This window comes from Synechococcus sp. TAK9802 (assembly GCF_014279535.1).
GTDB lineage: Bacteria > Cyanobacteriota > Cyanobacteriia > PCC-6307 > Cyanobiaceae > Parasynechococcus.
Genome location: NZ_CP047937.1, coordinates 1,349,770 through 1,365,542, shown reverse-complemented (window position 1 = coordinate 1,365,542; position 15,773 = coordinate 1,349,770). Strand labels below are relative to the sequence as shown.

The 15,773-nt window shown below is 59.6% G+C and carries 18 protein-coding genes, 1 tRNA gene and 1 pseudogene; 16 read left to right on the top strand and 4 right to left on the bottom strand.

Annotated features, from left to right (window positions below):
* The first annotated feature begins 49 nt into the window (after positions 1–49).
* Positions 50–2,548: a GH116 family glycosyl hydrolase gene (locus SynTAK9802_RS07995; RefSeq protein ID WP_186495681.1), complete on the top strand. Its 2,499-nt coding sequence runs from the start codon at positions 50–52 to the stop codon at positions 2,546–2,548.
* Here the strand turns inward: SynTAK9802_RS07995 and SynTAK9802_RS07990 are convergent.
* Positions 2,467–2,691, bottom strand: coding sequence for a helix-turn-helix domain-containing protein (locus SynTAK9802_RS07990; protein ID WP_186495680.1), 225 nt, complete (start codon positions 2,689–2,691; stop codon positions 2,467–2,469). The genes SynTAK9802_RS07995 and SynTAK9802_RS07990 overlap by 82 nt on opposite strands.
* 267 nt (positions 2,692–2,958) lie before the next feature.
* Here SynTAK9802_RS07990 and SynTAK9802_RS07985 point away from each other — a divergent pair, with 267 nt between their 5' ends.
* Complete coding sequence (locus SynTAK9802_RS07985; RefSeq protein WP_186494913.1) at positions 2,959–3,447, top strand: DUF3122 domain-containing protein; 489 nt, start codon at positions 2,959–2,961, stop codon at positions 3,445–3,447.
* Positions 3,447–4,511, top strand: coding sequence for a bifunctional diaminohydroxyphosphoribosylaminopyrimidine deaminase/5-amino-6-(5-phosphoribosylamino)uracil reductase RibD (gene ribD / locus SynTAK9802_RS07980; protein WP_186498121.1), 1,065 nt, complete (start codon positions 3,447–3,449; stop codon positions 4,509–4,511). The genes SynTAK9802_RS07985 and ribD overlap by 1 nt, the downstream gene beginning before the upstream one ends.
* Positions 4,512–4,513: 2 nt before the next feature.
* Here ribD and SynTAK9802_RS07975 read toward each other — a convergent pair whose 3' ends face one another.
* Together SynTAK9802_RS07975 and SynTAK9802_RS07970 are read right to left on the bottom strand one after the other, a co-directional pair.
* Positions 4,514–5,242 (bottom strand): potassium channel family protein, encoded by a 729-nt coding sequence (locus tag SynTAK9802_RS07975; RefSeq protein ID WP_186495679.1) that lies wholly within the window; start codon positions 5,240–5,242, stop codon positions 4,514–4,516.
* Positions 5,243–5,290: 48 nt separating this feature from the next.
* Entirely contained in the window at positions 5,291–5,947 is a 657-nt protein-coding gene (locus tag SynTAK9802_RS07970; RefSeq protein WP_186495678.1) for an SOS response-associated peptidase, read from the bottom strand.
* An 84-nt stretch (positions 5,948–6,031) separates the two neighbouring features.
* On the opposite strand from SynTAK9802_RS07970, the gene ftsH reads away from it, so the two are divergent.
* The 9 genes from ftsH to SynTAK9802_RS07925 all read left to right on the top strand — a co-directional run bounded on the left by ftsH (position 6,032) and on the right by SynTAK9802_RS07925 (position 12,164).
* Entirely contained in the window at positions 6,032–7,906 is a 1,875-nt protein-coding gene (gene ftsH / locus SynTAK9802_RS07965) for an ATP-dependent zinc metalloprotease FtsH (RefSeq protein WP_006851758.1), read from the top strand.
* Positions 7,907–7,951: 45 nt separating this feature from the next.
* A complete protein-coding gene (gene argF / locus SynTAK9802_RS07960) occupies positions 7,952–8,908 on the top strand; it encodes an ornithine carbamoyltransferase (protein WP_186495677.1) in 957 nt (318 codons plus the stop codon).
* On the top strand, positions 8,905–9,228 hold the full coding sequence (locus tag SynTAK9802_RS07955) for a hypothetical protein (protein ID WP_255487725.1): 324 nt from the start codon (positions 8,905–8,907) through the stop codon (positions 9,226–9,228). The genes argF and SynTAK9802_RS07955 overlap by 4 nt, the downstream gene beginning before the upstream one ends.
* An 11-nt stretch (positions 9,229–9,239) precedes the next feature.
* Positions 9,240–9,464 (top strand): hypothetical protein, encoded by a 225-nt coding sequence (locus SynTAK9802_RS07950; protein WP_011363914.1) that lies wholly within the window; start codon positions 9,240–9,242, stop codon positions 9,462–9,464.
* A 67-nt stretch (positions 9,465–9,531) separates the two neighbouring features.
* The gene (gene lexA, locus SynTAK9802_RS07945) at positions 9,532–10,155 is read left to right on the top strand and encodes a transcriptional repressor LexA (RefSeq protein ID WP_114988630.1); all 624 of its coding nucleotides are present in this window, start codon (positions 9,532–9,534) and stop codon (positions 10,153–10,155) included.
* 60 nt (positions 10,156–10,215) lie between these two features.
* Positions 10,216–10,288 (top strand) — tRNA-Ala (locus SynTAK9802_RS07940).
* 301 nt (positions 10,289–10,589) lie between these two features.
* Entirely contained in the window at positions 10,590–10,691 is a 102-nt protein-coding gene (locus tag SynTAK9802_RS07935) for a DUF4278 domain-containing protein (protein ID WP_186495676.1), read from the top strand.
* Between the two features lie 379 nt (positions 10,692–11,070).
* On the top strand, positions 11,071–11,682 hold the full coding sequence (locus SynTAK9802_RS07930) for a hypothetical protein (protein ID WP_186495675.1): 612 nt from the start codon (positions 11,071–11,073) through the stop codon (positions 11,680–11,682).
* The gene (locus tag SynTAK9802_RS07925) at positions 11,676–12,164 is read left to right on the top strand and encodes a YadA-like family protein (protein ID WP_186495674.1); all 489 of its coding nucleotides are present in this window, start codon (positions 11,676–11,678) and stop codon (positions 12,162–12,164) included. Before SynTAK9802_RS07930 ends, SynTAK9802_RS07925 begins: the two co-directional genes overlap by 7 nt.
* A 176-nt stretch (positions 12,165–12,340) precedes the next feature.
* On the opposite strand, the gene SynTAK9802_RS07920 is transcribed toward SynTAK9802_RS07925, so the two are convergent.
* Positions 12,341–12,688, bottom strand: coding sequence for a hypothetical protein (locus tag SynTAK9802_RS07920; RefSeq protein ID WP_186495673.1), 348 nt, complete (start codon positions 12,686–12,688; stop codon positions 12,341–12,343).
* Between the two features lie 107 nt (positions 12,689–12,795).
* Here SynTAK9802_RS07920 and SynTAK9802_RS07915 point away from each other — a divergent pair, with 107 nt between their 5' ends.
* The 4 genes and pseudogenes from SynTAK9802_RS07915 to SynTAK9802_RS07895 all read left to right on the top strand — a co-directional run bounded on the left by SynTAK9802_RS07915 (position 12,796) and on the right by SynTAK9802_RS07895 (position 15,211).
* Positions 12,796–13,152, top strand: a complete 357-nt coding sequence (locus SynTAK9802_RS07915) for a hypothetical protein (protein WP_186495672.1) — start codon at positions 12,796–12,798, stop codon at positions 13,150–13,152.
* 57 nt (positions 13,153–13,209) lie between these two features.
* Positions 13,210–13,431: a hypothetical protein gene (locus SynTAK9802_RS07910; protein ID WP_186495671.1), complete on the top strand. Its 222-nt coding sequence runs from the start codon at positions 13,210–13,212 to the stop codon at positions 13,429–13,431.
* A 27-nt stretch (positions 13,432–13,458) separates the two neighbouring features.
* Positions 13,459–14,655: pseudogene (locus tag SynTAK9802_RS12625) on the top strand (VapE domain-containing protein).
* A gap of 238 nt (positions 14,656–14,893) precedes the next feature.
* Positions 14,894–15,211: a DUF3303 domain-containing protein gene (locus SynTAK9802_RS07895; RefSeq protein ID WP_011364204.1), complete on the top strand. Its 318-nt coding sequence runs from the start codon at positions 14,894–14,896 to the stop codon at positions 15,209–15,211.
* Positions 15,212–15,773: the final 562 nt, after the last annotated feature.

Below are 15,773 nucleotides of genomic sequence, written 5' to 3'. Positions count from 1 at the left end.
TGGCTGATCGCGTCAAACCTGGCAATCTGGGGCGACTCTCGGCCCCTGCATGGCTTCGTTCGGTTGGTCCGCTCTGGACTCCCTGCTGGGTCGCGGCAAGCAAGCCAAGGGCTGGCAGCCACCGGAGGCCTCCTGGAGCCGACCCTTTGGCCTGGGCTGGGATAAGCCCTACACGGTTCGCTATGCCAGCAACCTCGACGACGGCTCCAACCACGGCATGCCGCTGGGGGGCTTCGGAGCTGGCTGCTTCGGGCGGGCGCCCGACGGCAACATCAACCTCTGGCACCTCGATGGCGGCGAGCACTGGTTTGGGGTGCTGCCCGATTGCCAGTTCGCTCTGTTTGAAGGGAATGGTCGCGGCAAGCGCGCCCACGCCCTGGCAGTTCAGCCGGATCGGGATGCCTCGCGGCCGGAGGCTGGCCAGCCGCTGAAGGCTTGGGAGTGGTACCCGGCCAGTACGTCGGCTCGCAGTACCGGCACCTATTCCGCCCGTTATCCCCTCAGCTGGACCAGCTATGAGGGCGTGTATGACGCCGAGGTGCGTTGTGAGGCCTTCAGCCCGATCTTGCCGGGTGATTACAAGCGCACCAGCTACCCGGTGGCGGTGTTCGTCTGGACGCTGCGCAATCCCACGGATCAGCCTCTTGATTTGTCATTGCTGCTGAGTTGGCGCAACACCACAGGCTGGTTCACCAACACCGATGCCTCGGCGGAGGTTCACTTCCGCGATGACGGCAGCCCCGAGCACAACTACGCCCCGGCCATCGGCAGCACCACCGGCCAGCGCAACCGTTGCATTGACGATGGCTCCCTCAAGGGAGTGGTGCTGGAGGGCAACGTCTCCAACCCCGTTGCCGAAGGTGAGGGCCAGTGGTGCATTGCCACAGCCGAGCAGCCCGGGGTCACGATCCAGCGCTGCAGTCGTTGGAATCCCAGCGGTGATGGGCGTGAGCTGTGGGACAGCTTCAGTGCTGATGGCTCTATCCCTGAAAGCAACAACGACCGAAGCAGTGGATCCGACGATCCCCTCAGTGCGGCGCTGGCGGTGCAGTGTCAGCTGGCCCCCGGACAGAGCATTGAGATTCCGCTGGTGATCAGCTGGGATCTGCCTGTGACGGCTTTTGCCACCGGCAGCCAGGCGCTGCGCCGCTACACCGATTTCTTTGCTGCTGATGCCAACCAGGCGGTTGCCATTGCCGCTGAAGCGCTGCGTGACTGGCGCAGTTGGCGACAGCAGATCGAGGCCTGGCAGCAGCCGGTGCTGCAACGCCAGGACCTGCCGGAACCGCTGCGGATGGCCCTGTTCAATGAGCTCTACGACCTCTGCAGTGGCGGCAGTCTCTGGAGTGCGGCATCACCGGAGGATCCCTACGGTCGTTTCGGCGTTCTCGAGTGCCTCGACTACGCCTGGTACGAAAGTCTTGACGTTCGTCTCTACGGATCCCTGGCCCTGCTGCAGCTCTGGCCGGAACTCGACAAGGCCGTGCTGCGTAGCTTTGCCCGGGCGATTCCAGCCGCAGATGCCACCCAGCGCCCAATCGGTTGGTATTTCACCCAGGGCAAGGGCCGGGTGGAAGCTGACCGCAAGGTGAAAGGAGCCACCCCCCACGACCTGGGGGCTCCCAACGAGATCCCCTGGGATGCGACCAACTACACCGCCTATCAAGACTGCAACCTCTGGAAGGACCTCGGCAGCGACTTTGTGCTGCAGGTGTGGCGCACGTTCAAGCTCGCCCCCAGTGGTGAAGACATCCGCTTCCTCGCTGATTGCTGGCCGGCGGCCGTGGAGGCGCTGCGCTACCTCAAGACGTTCGACGTGAACAACGACGGCCTGCCCGACAACGGCGGTGCTCCGGATCAGACCTTCGACGACTGGCCCCTCAAAGGGGTGAGTGCCTACTGCGGTGCCCTCTGGATTGCTGCGCTTGAGGCTGCCCTGGCCATTGCCCAGACGCTTCAGCTCAGCACCGGGCTCGATACCTCCGCTGAACAACGGGAATTCAGCGGTTGGCTGGAGCAATCCCGGGGCAATTTCGACAAGCTGCTCTGGAACGGCGAGTACTACGACATTGATGCCGAGAGCGGCACGCCGGTGGTGATGGCCGATCAGCTCTGCGGCGATTTCTACGCACGGCTCCTGGGTCTGCCGCCGGTGGTGAGTGATGCCAACAGCCGCAGCACCTTGAAGGCGGTGAAGGAGGCCTGCTTCGAGGCTTTCGATGGTGGATCCCTCGGTGTGGCCAACGGCCTGCGCCGCGATGGCACGCCTTTGGATCCCAATGGCACCCACCCGCTCGAGGTCTGGACGGGGATCAACTTCGGGATCGCCAGCTACTACCGCCTGATGGGAGACAAGCAGACGGCGCAAGCGATCTGCTCAGCGGTTGTCGAGCAGGTGTATTCCGGTGGTCTGCAGTTCCGCACCCCTGAGGCGATCACTGCGGTGAACACATTCAGGGCCTGTCACTACCTCAGGGCCATGGCCATCTGGGGGCTCTGGGCCACGGAGACCGACTGGACGCTCATCCCCGGAGCGGATGCCCGTTGAAGCGTGGCGCTGGGGGATTCACCGAACTGGTTGCGGTAATCCCTGGCGAAGTGATTGCGGCTCTGGAAGCCGTAATTGCAGGCAATTTCATGCACGGTGCTGCCGCCAATGGTCTGCTGCACCTCCGGGGAGCTGAGGGGCATCACCCCCAGGTCGTCGGTTGCCCTGAAGAAGCAGGTCTTGATTGGTCTGGATGGATAAAACCGGCAGCTGCCGTGAACCACCCAGCTGCAAGCTCCCTTTGAGCCGGCCCCGGCTCAATTGGGCGACATCCATCTCGAAGCCCACCGCCTGCAGGCTCTTGTTGAGGCCCGGAGCAGAGTGAAATGCAACCTCCAGGGGTTGATTGTTGGCGTGAATCGCCTTCTGTGCAGGTTTGTTGTGAGAATTCACTCACTCACCTCCTGCCCATGCGCCGTTTGCTCTGCTGTTTGTTGGCTGCTCTGGGGCTGCTGCTGCTCACGCCGGGTACGGCCTGGGCCCAGGTTCACCAGCATGAGAACGAGGATGGCGTCGCCATGGTCCGTTCGCTGGAGAGCCTGCGGGACCTCGATTACGACAGCTGGCAGGCGGTGGCCTACCGCGAAGGCCCTCCCGGCCAGCCGGTGGTGCTGCGCGTGGTGGGCTACCCCGGAAAACTGCGGCTCGATCATCCGGTGAGCCTCCAGGTGTTGGCGGGTCGGCGCGAATGGCAGCTGGACGACATCACCCTGGCCAATCCGGTGCTGGCCACCGATGGCCGTGACGCAGCGGCTGAATTTGCCCTCGATCCTCTGCTGGACGATCTCAGCAACAACCGACCGCTGCGTCTGGCGTTGCCGGGTGTCTTCACCGAGTTGCCGATCCCTCCCTACGTCGTCGGTGAATGGCGCTCCCTGCAGGAGCTGCCCCTCAGCTGATGTGGGAGCTCTGGATGCGGCGGGCCCTGGCCCTGGCCGCCCTTGCTGAAGGTCGTACCAGCCCCAACCCCCTCGTAGGGGCCCTGGTTCTTGATCGCGAAGGGCGCCTTGCGGGCGAAGGCTTTCATGCGCGGGCCGGAGATGCCCATGCTGAGGTGGGTGCCTTGCGGCAAGCCGGTGATGCGGCCCGGGGCGGAACCCTTGTGGTCACCCTTGAACCCTGCTGCCACCACGGCCGCACGCCCCCCTGCAGTGAGGCGGTGCTGCGCGCGGGCATTCGCCGCGTCGTGATTGCTCTGGAGGATCCCGATCCCCGGGTGGATGGGGGCGGTATCCGTCAGCTGAGGCAGGCGGGGCTGGAGGTGATCAGTGGTGTGCTGCGCGAGGAGGCCCGACAGCAGAACCGGGCCTTTCTGCACCGCGTTCGCACCGGCCGCCCGTTCGGGGTTCTGAAGTGGGCCATGAGCCTGGATGGCCGCACCGCTTTGCCCAATGGCGCCAGCCAATGGATCAGCGGTTCACCCTCCCGCGATTGGGTGCATCGGCTGCGCAGCGGCATGGATGCCGTGGTGGTTGGGGGCGGCACGGTTCGCGGCGATGATCCGCTGCTCACCAGCAGGGGCCGGCGTTCACCGGAACCGCTGCGGGTGGTGCTGAGCCGCAGTTTGGATCTGCCGGATCAGGCCCAGCTCTGGGACACCACCATTGCGTCGACCCTGGTGGCCCATGGTCCTGATGCCGATCCCCAACATCTGCCGGTCGGCCCTGAGGGGCTTGCGCTCTCGGCCTGTGAACCGCAGCAGTTGATGGAGGCCCTGGCGGAACGGGGGTGCAACCAGGTGCTTTGGGAATGCGGCCCTGAGCTGGCAGCCGCGGCGATCCGGCAGGGCTGCGTGCAGGAGATTGCAGCGGTGGTGGCTCCGAAGCTGATGGGGGGTACGGCGGCCCGCACCCCCCTTGGAGATCTGAACTTCAGCGCTATGGATCAAGTGCTGCAGGGGCAGTGGCATCAGAGCGAGCCCATGGGCAACGACTGGTTGTTGCGTTGGCGCAGCGGCAGCTGAGCTCAGCGCTCCCGGCTTTGCCGATCGAGGCTGCTGGCGAAGCGGCCGATCAGCACCCCCATCACTGCAGCGAGGTAGAGCGGTCCGGCAACGCTGGTGGCCACACTCACCATCCGTGACAGGGGAAGCATCGGGCTGATGTCCCCGAAGCCGACGGTGGTGAGGCAGACGAAGGCGTAGTAGTTGATGGTCGAAAACAGGCGGGCGCTGGCCAGAACACTCGAATCGCCGATGTTGGCCATCTCCAGGGGTTGGAAGCTGCCCGGCTGGATGGTTTCCAGGGCGCTCATCACCAGGCCGGCGGCGAGTCCGATGTGCAGGTATCCCGCAGTGGCACCCATCAGCAGCGCCTCGGTGACGCGCTTGGTGCTGGCGAAGCGGGTCACCAGGCGGATCACGCTCCAGCCCACCAGCACGCTCCAACTCAGGGCCAGCGGCATGCCGCTGTAGATCAGCTCCAGGGGCGTGAGCAGCCAGAGCCACATGGTCACCACGGCCATCAGCCCCAGACCCCGATACAGCGCATCACTCCAGTTCGGAGCGATGCTGCTCACCACCATCACCTGGGTGAGCAGCAAGGCAATCAGGCTGTAGCCGATGTAGGTCGCCCACACCAAGCGGGGAAAGGCGAAGCCCACGGTGGCAATCACAGTGCAGAGCAGCAGCAGCTTCAGCTGGGTGTCATCCCGCCGCAGGAGCCGCTGAACCAGTCCCACCAGCACCTTGGCCACTGTCGCTACACCCAGGTTCGGCAGTGAGCTGCGGCTGTCAAGCCTTGCTCAATCGAGCAAGGAGAGCTGCTGGTGCTTGTTGGCGGGGGCCGCTGGCTTGAGCGCTCTGCAGTCCCATGGCTCCGCTGGCGCTGGCGTGAGCATCGGCTCGAGGGCGCGTCGGTGAGCTCCATCACCCGGTTCCAGCCAGATGCTCTCCAATCCCTCGGGAATGATCACCGGCATCCGATCGTGCAATGGGGCCACCAGGCTGTTGGGCTGCGTCGTGATCACGCAGCAGGTCTCCACTTCACTGCCATCGGGGCCGATCCAGCGGTCCCAGACACCGGCCAGCCAGAACAGCTGCCGGTCTTTGCGCTGGATCAGATGCCCCTTTTCAAAAAAACCTGTGCTGGGCAGAAGGCAGCGGTGATGACGCCATGGCCCGCGAAAGGAGGCTTTCTCCGAGATGGTTTCGGCGCGGGCATTGATCGGTCGCAGCGCCTGCAGCGGGTCCTTGACCCAGCCCGGCAGGAGGCCCCAGAGCATGTGGGAGAGATGGTCTTCACCGTGCTCACGCCGTACCGCCAGCACCGGTTCGTGGGGGCGGATCAGCTCGCGGGGGGCGTAATGCTCCAGCCAGGCGCTGTCGTCTGGCCGCAACCAGCTGCGCAGCAGCTGCTGCAATTCCGCGCGAGGCGTGTCGAGGCAATAGCGACCACACATGGACAGAAGCTAGGCGCCGTTCGGTTCTCACACCCGTTGATTGCCAGAGATCCCTCGTAGCGTGTCGGGACTCTCAGGCCATCCATGCCGATCCGCCAGGACGACAACCAGCCGAACCGTCGCTTCGGGATCATCAACCTGGTGCTGATTGGCTTCGGGGTTTTGCTGCTGGCCAGCAGCTTCCTCCCCAGCAATGGCATGCAGCAGGTGCCGCGGGTGCCCTACTCCCTGTTCATCGACCAGGTGAATGACGGTGCGGTGAAGCGGGCCTTCATCACGCAAGACCAGATTCGCTACGAGCTGAGCGATCCCGAGGAGGGAACGCCTCCCGTGCTGGCCACCACGCCGATCTTCGACATGGATCTGCCCCAACGCCTCGAGACCAAGGGCGTTGAGTTCGCGGCAGCTCCCCCGAAGAAGCCGAACATCTTCACCACCATCCTCAGCTGGGTGGTGCCGCCCCTGATCTTCATCCTGGTGCTGCAGTTCTTTGCTCGCCGCTCGATGGGCGGTGGTGCTCAGGGGGCGTTGAGCTTCACCAAGAGCAAGGCCAAGGTGTACGTGCCCGATGAGGAGTCGCGGATCACTTTCGCCGATGTGGCGGGCGTGGATGAGGCGAAGCAGGAACTCACAGAGATTGTCGACTTTCTCAAGCGCCCTGAGCGCTATGCCGAGATCGGTGCGCGCATTCCTAAAGGTGTGCTGCTGGTCGGCCCTCCCGGCACCGGTAAGACCTTGCTGTCCAAGGCCGTGGCCGGCGAAGCCGAGGTGCCCTTCTTCATCATTTCCGGCTCGGAGTTCGTGGAACTCTTCGTTGGTGCCGGTGCCGCTCGCGTGCGCGACCTGTTTGAAGAAGCAAAGAAAAAAGCGCCCTGCATCATTTTCATCGACGAACTGGACGCCATTGGCAAGAGCCGTTCGGGCTCTATGGGCGTTGTCGGCGGCAACGACGAACGGGAGCAGACCCTCAACCAGCTGCTTACCGAGATGGATGGCTTCACCGCCCAGGACAAGCCGGTGATCGTTCTGGCGGCCACCAACCAGCCCGAGGTGCTCGATGCAGCCCTGCTGCGTCCAGGCCGTTTCGACCGGCAAGTGCTGGTGGACCGTCCAGACCTCTCCGGCCGCAAGACCATCCTCGAGATCTACGCCAAGAAGGTGAAGCTGGCTGCAGGTGTTGACCTCGACAGCGTCGCTCAGGCCACCAGTGGTTTTGCCGGCGCTGATCTCGCCAACCTGGTGAATGAAGCTGCTCTGCTCGCAGCGCGTGCCCAGCGCACCAGCGTTGAGCAGCAGGACCTCGGTGAAGCGATCGAGCGGGTTGTGGCCGGTTTGGAGAAGAAGAGCCGCGTTCTTCAGGACGATGAAAAGAAGGTGGTGGCGTATCACGAGGTGGGCCACGCGATCGTGGGCCACCTCATGCCTGGCGGCAGCAAGGTGGCCAAGATCTCGATCGTGCCCCGTGGCATGAGCGCCCTGGGCTACACCCTGCAGCTGCCCACCGAAGAGCGCTTCCTCAATTCCAAGGAGGAACTTCAGGGCCAGATCGCCACGCTTCTGGGTGGTCGCTCCGCTGAGGAGATCGTCTTCGGCAAGATCACCACGGGTGCTGCCAACGATCTGCAGCGGGCCACCGATCTGGCTGAGCAGATGGTGGGCACCTACGGCATGAGCGACACCCTCGGGCCCTTGGCCTACGACAAGCAGGGCGGTGGCCGTTTCCTTGGTGGAGGCAACAACCCACGCCGCTCGGTGAGTGATGCCACGGCTCAGGCCATTGATAAGGAAGTCCGCGGGCTGGTGGACCAGGCCCACGACGACGCCCTCGCAATCCTGCGGGAGAACATGGCGCTGCTCGAGACGATCGCCCAGAAGATCCTCGAGAAAGAGGTGATCGAGGGGGATGACCTCAAGCAGATGCTCGAGGCGAGTGTGCTGCCGTCCGGTGTGACCGCTTGACGGCAGCGGGCCTCATCCCCGATAACAGTCCTTTGAACCGTCGCGATGGCTACCGCTTCTGCGGGCGTTGCTGCTGTCCTCTCTCCGCTGTGTGGACGTGACTTCCTTTCCTCAGCGGATTGTTCCGCCGAGGAAACAGCAGCGTTGCTGGATCTGGCTGCACAACTGAAGAGCGGCGATCGTCGGATAGATCTGGGCAACCGTGTGCTGGGTCTGATCTTCAGCAAGGCCTCCACCCGAACCCGTGTGAGTTTTCAGGTGGCCATGGCCCGTCTCGGCGGCCAAACGGTGGATCTCAATCCTTCCGTCACCCAGCTGGGCCGCGGCGAGCCGCTGGAAGACACGGCCCGGGTTCTGAGCCGTTACTGCGATGTGCTGGCGATTCGCACCTTCGCCCAGCAGGAACTGGTGGACTACGCCCATTGGGCCTCGGTGCCGGTGATCAATGCCCTCACCGATCTGGAGCATCCCTGTCAGGCCCTGGCCGACTTCCTCACCATGCAGGAAGCCCATGGCGCCCTTCCTGGTCAGACCCTGGCCTATGTGGGCGACGGCAACAACGTGGCCCACTCCCTGATGCTCTGCGGCGCTCTGCTGGGGGTTAATGTGCGGATCGGCTGCCCCGAGGGCTTCGAGCCCTTGCCGGGCGTGCTTGAGCAAGCCCAATCTTTGGCACAGCACGGTGCCTCGATTGAGGTGGTGACTGACCCTCGTGAGGCGGTGGCGGGTGCCCAGGCCGTTTACACCGACGTTTGGGCCTCCATGGGCCAGGAAGCCGAACAGGCGCAGCGGGAGCAGGCCTTTGCAGGGTTCTGTGTGGATCAAGCCCTGATGGAGCAGGCGGCAGCCGATGCGATCGTTCTGCACTGCCTGCCGGCCCACCGCGGTGAGGAGATCAGCGCCGAGGTGATGGAGGGCACGGCGAGCCGCATCTTTGATCAGGCCGAAAACCGTCTGCATGCCCAGCAGGCTCTGTTGGCGGCGTTGATGGGTGGGCTGTGACGGTGATCCACCGCTGGTTGGTGCCGTTGATCGTCACCGCCCATGCGGTGGCAGCGTCAGCGGATCAGGCCACCGACAAACAACAGCAGAGCACCATCGCCCGCTGGACGGCCGAGAAAATCTGTGAAATGGGCGTGGATGCCTTTTACGCCTTGCCGGATCCTGAGCTCAAAACCATGTTCGAGCGCGACACCTCGATGCGTTATGAGGATGTTCCCAACGCACCAACCGATCAGGAAAAGTCCCGTATCACCGGGCAGTTGATGGGATATCTGATGGCGGCCTGTCCGCAAGAGCTTGAGTCGTATAAAAACCGCTGAAAAGCATCGCGATGCGTAAGGAACGCTGCTGGGTTTGGTTCAAAGGTGGCCTCTCTGAGGAGGGGCACTGGATGTCGGGCTGGGTGGCCAGCACAACCGAGCAGCCGGGGCTGCTGATTGAGCATCCCGGCTATGTCTCCTGCCGGGTTCCGGAATGGCGTGTGGTGTTCAAGGAGCCCAAAGACCTGAACCTGGCGCCGAGCATTCCCGAGGCTGCGGTGTGGAAGCTGGTTTGAGCTGAGCCTGCGCTTGCGGCACACGGCAAGGAACGGTACAAATGTATTGCCCGAACCTTTTCTTGCGGTGACCCGTGCCCCCCAGGAGCCCCTCACCACTGCTCAGCAAGAGCTTTACGACTGGCTGGCGGACTACATCGGCACCCATCGCCACAGCCCTTCGATTCGCCAGATGATGCAGGCGATGGGACTGCGCTCTCCTGCACCGATTCAGAGCCGGTTGCGCCATCTTCAGCAGAAGGGATGGATCACCTGGCAGGAAGGCCAGGCGCGCACCCTGCAGCTCTTGGGCGACATGGTGGGTGCCGCCGGGATTCCCGTGCTGGGCGCCGTTGCAGCCGGTGGCCTGGTGACGGCTTTCGATGATGTTCAGGAGCATCTCGACCTGGCGCCCGTGCTGGAGACCCGTGGCCTGTTTGCCCTGACGGTGAATGGTGACTCGATGGTCGACTCCCACATCGCCGATGGGGATGTGGTGTTGATGGAGCCGGTGCAGGATCCGCAGCGGCTGCGCAACGGCACGGTGGTGAGTGCTCTGGTGGCTGGCAGCGGCACCACCCTCAAGCACTTCCATCGCCAGGGGCCGACGGTGGTGCTGGAAGCTGCCAACCCCGCTTATCAACCGATTGAGCTCCCCGCCGAACAGGTGGAGGTGCAGGGTCGCTTGGTTGCTGTCTGGCGGCAGGTCTGAGGCTCCCGCGGTGTAAGCTGTGTCACGACCACGGCGGCTCTGAAGCCACCACGTCGACATGGGGCCATAGCTCAGCTGGTAGAGCACCTGCATGGCATGCAGGGGGTCAGGAGTTCGAGTCTCCTTGGCTCCATTCACAAGAAAAGCCAGTCCAGAACTGGCATTTGAGCGGTCCACACGGGCCGCTTTTTGATGTCAAATCGCTAAATATCATTTTTTGTGCGCCAAAGTGTGCGCCAAATGCCCCTAAGCGGTGATCGACTGAGCGGTGCTAGTGCCAAAAACGCGCTGTGTATCCGCCTGAACGACAAAGGGGTTGGCGCTGCCCCTATAAAGGTTCTGTAGCAACCGCTACCAACAACGTTCACCTCGCTACTGCGAGGCGCAGATCACCAGGCCAAGGAACGGGGACCTGGATTTCTGAGGAACCTCAAATGACCCTGACCTATCGCGGCCAGAAGTACGACCAGCAGAAAGTGGCTGGCGCTTCCGACAAGCCTGCTCTGACCTACCGCGGCGTTTCCTACGCCAAGTGATCAAGGCTTAATCAGAAGATCCCAAGCCCCTGCCCGCGGCGGGGGTTTCTCTTTCCCTATGACTCTTGAAGAGTCAGTCTTATGAGTAGAACAAGAGGAAATTCAGGGCTAAGGAGACAAATACGAGATCAAGTAGATATCTGGTAGTCGTTTCTTACCACGAAGCCTTCGCCTCCAGAAGGGTTTAGGTGCAAATTACATAAGTGACATATGGCTAAGTCTAATCATCGTAGGCAGTTGAGATTATATTTCGGATTCTCGATTTATGATGAAAATTTTATCCAAAGCCATTCTTTTTTCGATAGCACTTGGATTTGTAAGTCACAGTGGGGTTCGAGCTAACGAGGTTTCGACCGGGACGACGGATCTTGGCTTTTTTGTGGCCGAAGATCCTACTAAGGTAAACAGCGGAGGTAATACTACGTCGAATTTATATAAGCTTTCGTCTGACGGAGCAGTTACTTTATTGCAGGAAGATATATTTCCGGATGTTGGCACAAACTCATTTACATCTAGCAACTATGCGGTAGATGAGTCTAAGGGCAAAATTTACTTTCTTGAGGATGATAGGGGAGGTGGTGCTGCAAGGCGTTATAGAAAGTACGATATTGAAAGTAACGAATTTGAAGATTATGTAACTGTTACTGGCCTGCCTTCTGGGGCGGTGCCAATTAACATTGGCGTTGTCTCGAAGAGGAATGATACAGCAGAAAAGAAATGTATTACAAGCGGTGACACATGTTCCGACGGTGATGCGGAATTTGTATCACTTGGGGGTTCAGGTACGAGTGAACTCATAAGAGTCGACAGTGATGGAATTAGCACTGGAGGAAGCAGTAGTAAAAGTCTCGTCAAATACGTAGGAGATGAATTGCACATTGGCGAAAACTCGTGGATTACCAAAGAGGAGGGGGGAGACAAAAAGTGTACGCAAAAGATGCAAGTGGAAATCCAATTCCAATCGATTACACGAATGGGACGCGCTTGCTGATCAATGGGCGTGATGTTGAAAAAAGCATTGACAATGTTGGTGCCTTGTCTGCGGCGCTCGGCTCTATACCTGCTATTAGTGCTGACTCGCAGTTCACCTGTGGATTTGGTGGAGGTACGCACAGCAATGCATACGCGTTGAGTGCTGGGTGTGCATCAAGAGTGTCTGAACGTGTTTCCCTTAATGCAGCCTTGGCAACGGTCATCAATAACCAAACGGGTGATACGGATGACAATCTTTCAGCGCGTGCTGGTTTCACATTTAGGCTTGGAAAGGTTGATGATTCGCCAAAAGTTGCTGCACGTAAAGCTGCAGCACTAAGCGATGAGGTGGCTAAACTCAGGGAAGAAAATAAAGCTATGCGAGCTGAGAGTTTGATGCAGCAGCAAGTAAATGCATCCCTTCTTGCACGTTTAGAAAGGCTGGAAAAAATTGCATCTGGTCAACTTTCCTTGCTGGGTGATCGTGCTTCAAGTGACTAATGCCAAACGTTCTTGATTTCGTTTAGCCAGGGCCGTTGCTGAGCGATGAGGTGGTTAAGCCACCCATCGTCAGCAAGGCCACTGTTCAGCGGTGAATCAGCAAGCTGTCACCGCATTGGACTGATGAGCAGCTAGACCAGGTGGTTGAGATGTTCCAAGCGCACGGGCTGCTGTGATCAATGTTGTTCTGCGATTCGAACAACACGGCGGCAGTAAGCGATGAACTCCTTAGGGGGCATGTCCCCTTTGGCGTCATTGGTCTGCCAGCTGACGATTTCAAAGTCAGGAACCGGCTCAGCTTTGACGTGATCAACGGTCGGCAGCATGGCGAAACGCTTTTTGTAGTCAGCGCCTTGAGCCTTGGCTTCCTCGTTGTTGTAGGTGCCCAGCAGCTTTGGATCCAGCTTGGAGCCGTCGTAAGGATCAAAGCCGTTGCAGCGGTGGAATGCCTGATTGATGGCTTCTATCGCTTCCTTGACGCTGTACTCACCACCACACCTCTTGTCGCGTCTGGTGACTGCCACAGCCTTCTTACGGATCAGGTCGCTGTAGTCCTCATCGCTAAGCCCAACCCAAGCAGGAGCAGACCAGCCCACACCAACTCCATCCAGTCATTTGCATCTAAATAGCAATGGCCCTAACCACCAAGGCAGAACGCAAACGCCGCAGGGAAGCTGCTCTGGCCAAGATCAGCGATGGGTATGGCTTCGCCGACACCATGACGTTTGTGATGCAGGAGTGGGGGTGCTCCCGTTTAACTGCAAGACGGGACCGTCATTGGGCGCATGGCGAGCTTCAACTGGGCCTTGATGCACACGATGCTCAGCACCTGGTGACCCATCTCTGCACCAGCCTTCAACGCATCAGCCTTAAGGCCGAACACGACAAGCAGTTCTCAGCCAGCGTCGGCGCACTGCGGTTGCTGTACGACATCCTGTTGGCTCGGAAGCTGGACAACGAAGCCATCAGGGCAAGCGTGACCACGTAGCAGCAGCAATCAGAGAAAAGTTGCCCTCAACGAATCCTGATCCTTCGTTGAGTACCAATGCAGCAATGGAAGCAAACGCCAGCCGCAGCTAGCGAGCTAGGCATAAGCAAGGACACGCTGAAGCGAAAAATGGAATTCAGAGGTGGATTCCTAGAGAACAAAGTCCACTACAACCTGGGCCCAAGTAAGAACAGCACCATCACCTGGGATGTTGATCGTATTCGTGATGCGTTCAACAAGCGTGGCCTTCAGGCTCGCTCTCAGCAGGGGGTGTCTTGAGCGATAAGACATCTCACTAAAGACTTGATGCCTTGCGTTGAAGCCAAGAAGCGGCATTTAAAGCCTGCTGAGCTATGCGCGCTTTGGCGAAATGCCCCGTATCGGCTTGCTTTTAATGAGCTGACTCACGAGGTTGAGCTTGATGGCAGACCTCTACCGGTTGCGGACATTGAGGAGGCGTACATCGGGCTGTCTGAGGTTGGTTATGAGGCCAATCCCAAAACAGCTGCTGACACGGTTTTAAAAGTTGCGCGGGAGGGGCGCTATCACCCTGTGCATAGGTATTTCGAGGACCTCGAACAGGACGAATCAATTCGATCTGTCGACCTATCGAACTTCTCCGAGGATTACTTCGGGACTTCAGACCCGCTGTATGACGCGATGTGGGCTGCAGCTTTGCGTGGAGCTGTATGGCGTGTGTTTCGTCCGGGTTGTCAGTTCGATTTTGTCCTGACGCTTAAAGGGGCTCAGGGCATCCGAAAAAGCTCAAGCTTTCAGGCGCTTGTCCCTAACCCTGATTGGTTTTCTTCCTCTACGCACGATCAGGCCAAAGACATGACGGTTGCTGCGCATCGTGTCTGGATTACGGAGCTTGCAGAGCTGGAACACATCACGGGTAAGCGATCAAGAGGGGCTCTCAAAAACCACATAACCACCAGGACAGACCTCTGTCGTGTGCCTTAAGGGAGGTCCTATGAGCGCCCTAAGAGACGTTCAAGCATGGTCGCCTCCGTCAATGGCGATGAGTTCCTCAAGGACCAAACGGGCGATCGCCGGTTTTGGGTCGTTGATCTTGGTCGGCATGTCATCGACACCCACAAGCTGAGCCACGATCGGGATCGCATCTGGAAGGCTGCTATTGCCCAATACAGGGCCGGGAAGCGTCCTTGCTTGCTGCAGGCTGAGCAAGCCCTGAGCGATCAGCGGAATCAAGCCTTCCGCAGCGAGAACATCTACCTCTCAGCAGTAGAGGAGAGATGCCTCGGGAAGCTCAAGGCATGCTCAAGTGGTTTCGTCACTCGCTACGCCCTTGATGAGTCAGGCGTCTGCGAAGGGCGCCCGGCAGGGCAACGGGAGATGCGACAGATGGCTCAATGCCTTAGGGAGTTGGGCTTTGTTCAGGAGCGAAATGCCACCAGAGGTCCTGGCTTAAGTCGACTCGTAAATGGCGTTGGCCTGGCACGGGAGACACAGGCGCCCCCAGGTAAGCCTGTGTCGACTTGACCTTTTCCTGGCAAGGGGTTTGAGCTGACTGGCACTCAGCACAGTTGTTTTGGCAATTGTGCTGAGCTTTGTCTGAAGGTGATTTAGGTGGACCTGGACTCTCGCTGTGTTGGTGTGCCGCTCAAAAGATCCATTCGGCCCCGATCGCGTATCTCTTTTGTCACGACGCGAGCACCTGATGAGTTGAGAGCAACGGTGGTGGCTACGACATGGCTGTCCCCTTTCCTTTTGGGCTCCCATGCAGATGTATCTCGCGGATTGCGTTTTCCCTGAGATTGAAGGCCAACTAGCTGCCTACAAGAGCTTCTGTGAGCTGTGGGATTCAGGCGAAATGGCAAAGCTGGACAACTTTGATGGCTTTGAAATGTTGTTCCGCGTGCACGCTCCTGGCGCTGGCCGAGTGACCATCCTTTTCAAAGCTGAAAGTGATGCTCAAATCTTTGAGCACTTCGCGCCATGGCGTGCTCAGTTCGGCATTGAAATGGACTTCACTCCTGTAATCGGTTGTCAGGATGTGGTTGATTACCACAAGAAGCTTTTCGCCAAGATGTCCTGATCTTTGTAAGGACTTTGCGCTTGGGGTCAGCGTCGGGCTGGCCCTATTTTTCGCCATAATTAGTACGTTTGTTCAAGGGTCACCTGTTGAGGGTTGGCCCTTTTTCTATGTCGTGCTTCCGAGTCAGGACAAGCTTTCTGCCCGTTCCGCTGCAGTAGCTGCAGATGTGCATGTAGCCGTCATACCTGCTCTTCTTGTAACCACTGCCTCCGCAGTGCTTGCACCTGTGACTTGTGATCTTGGTGTTGAACAGAGGCAGCGCCATTTGTAGTGCTGTTGCTTCTGAAGTCATGTCTTATTTCCATCGACAATTCATCACTAGCTCTGGTCAATCAGCCATTTCAATAGACATAGACTTAGTAATAACTATCAGTGTCAACAGTGCAGCTTATTAATGACGATTGCTCGAGAGTGCCTAACCCTGCGGCTGGCTCCTGTCGAACGACAAGTCCTTGACCCTGTCTCCCTGGTCAAGCAAATCGAAACCAACATCGGATGGTTTGGGCCCTAAAGGCAATGAGCGTTAAGGCTGATTGCCTTGTGCGTGCCCGCTGACGAGAGT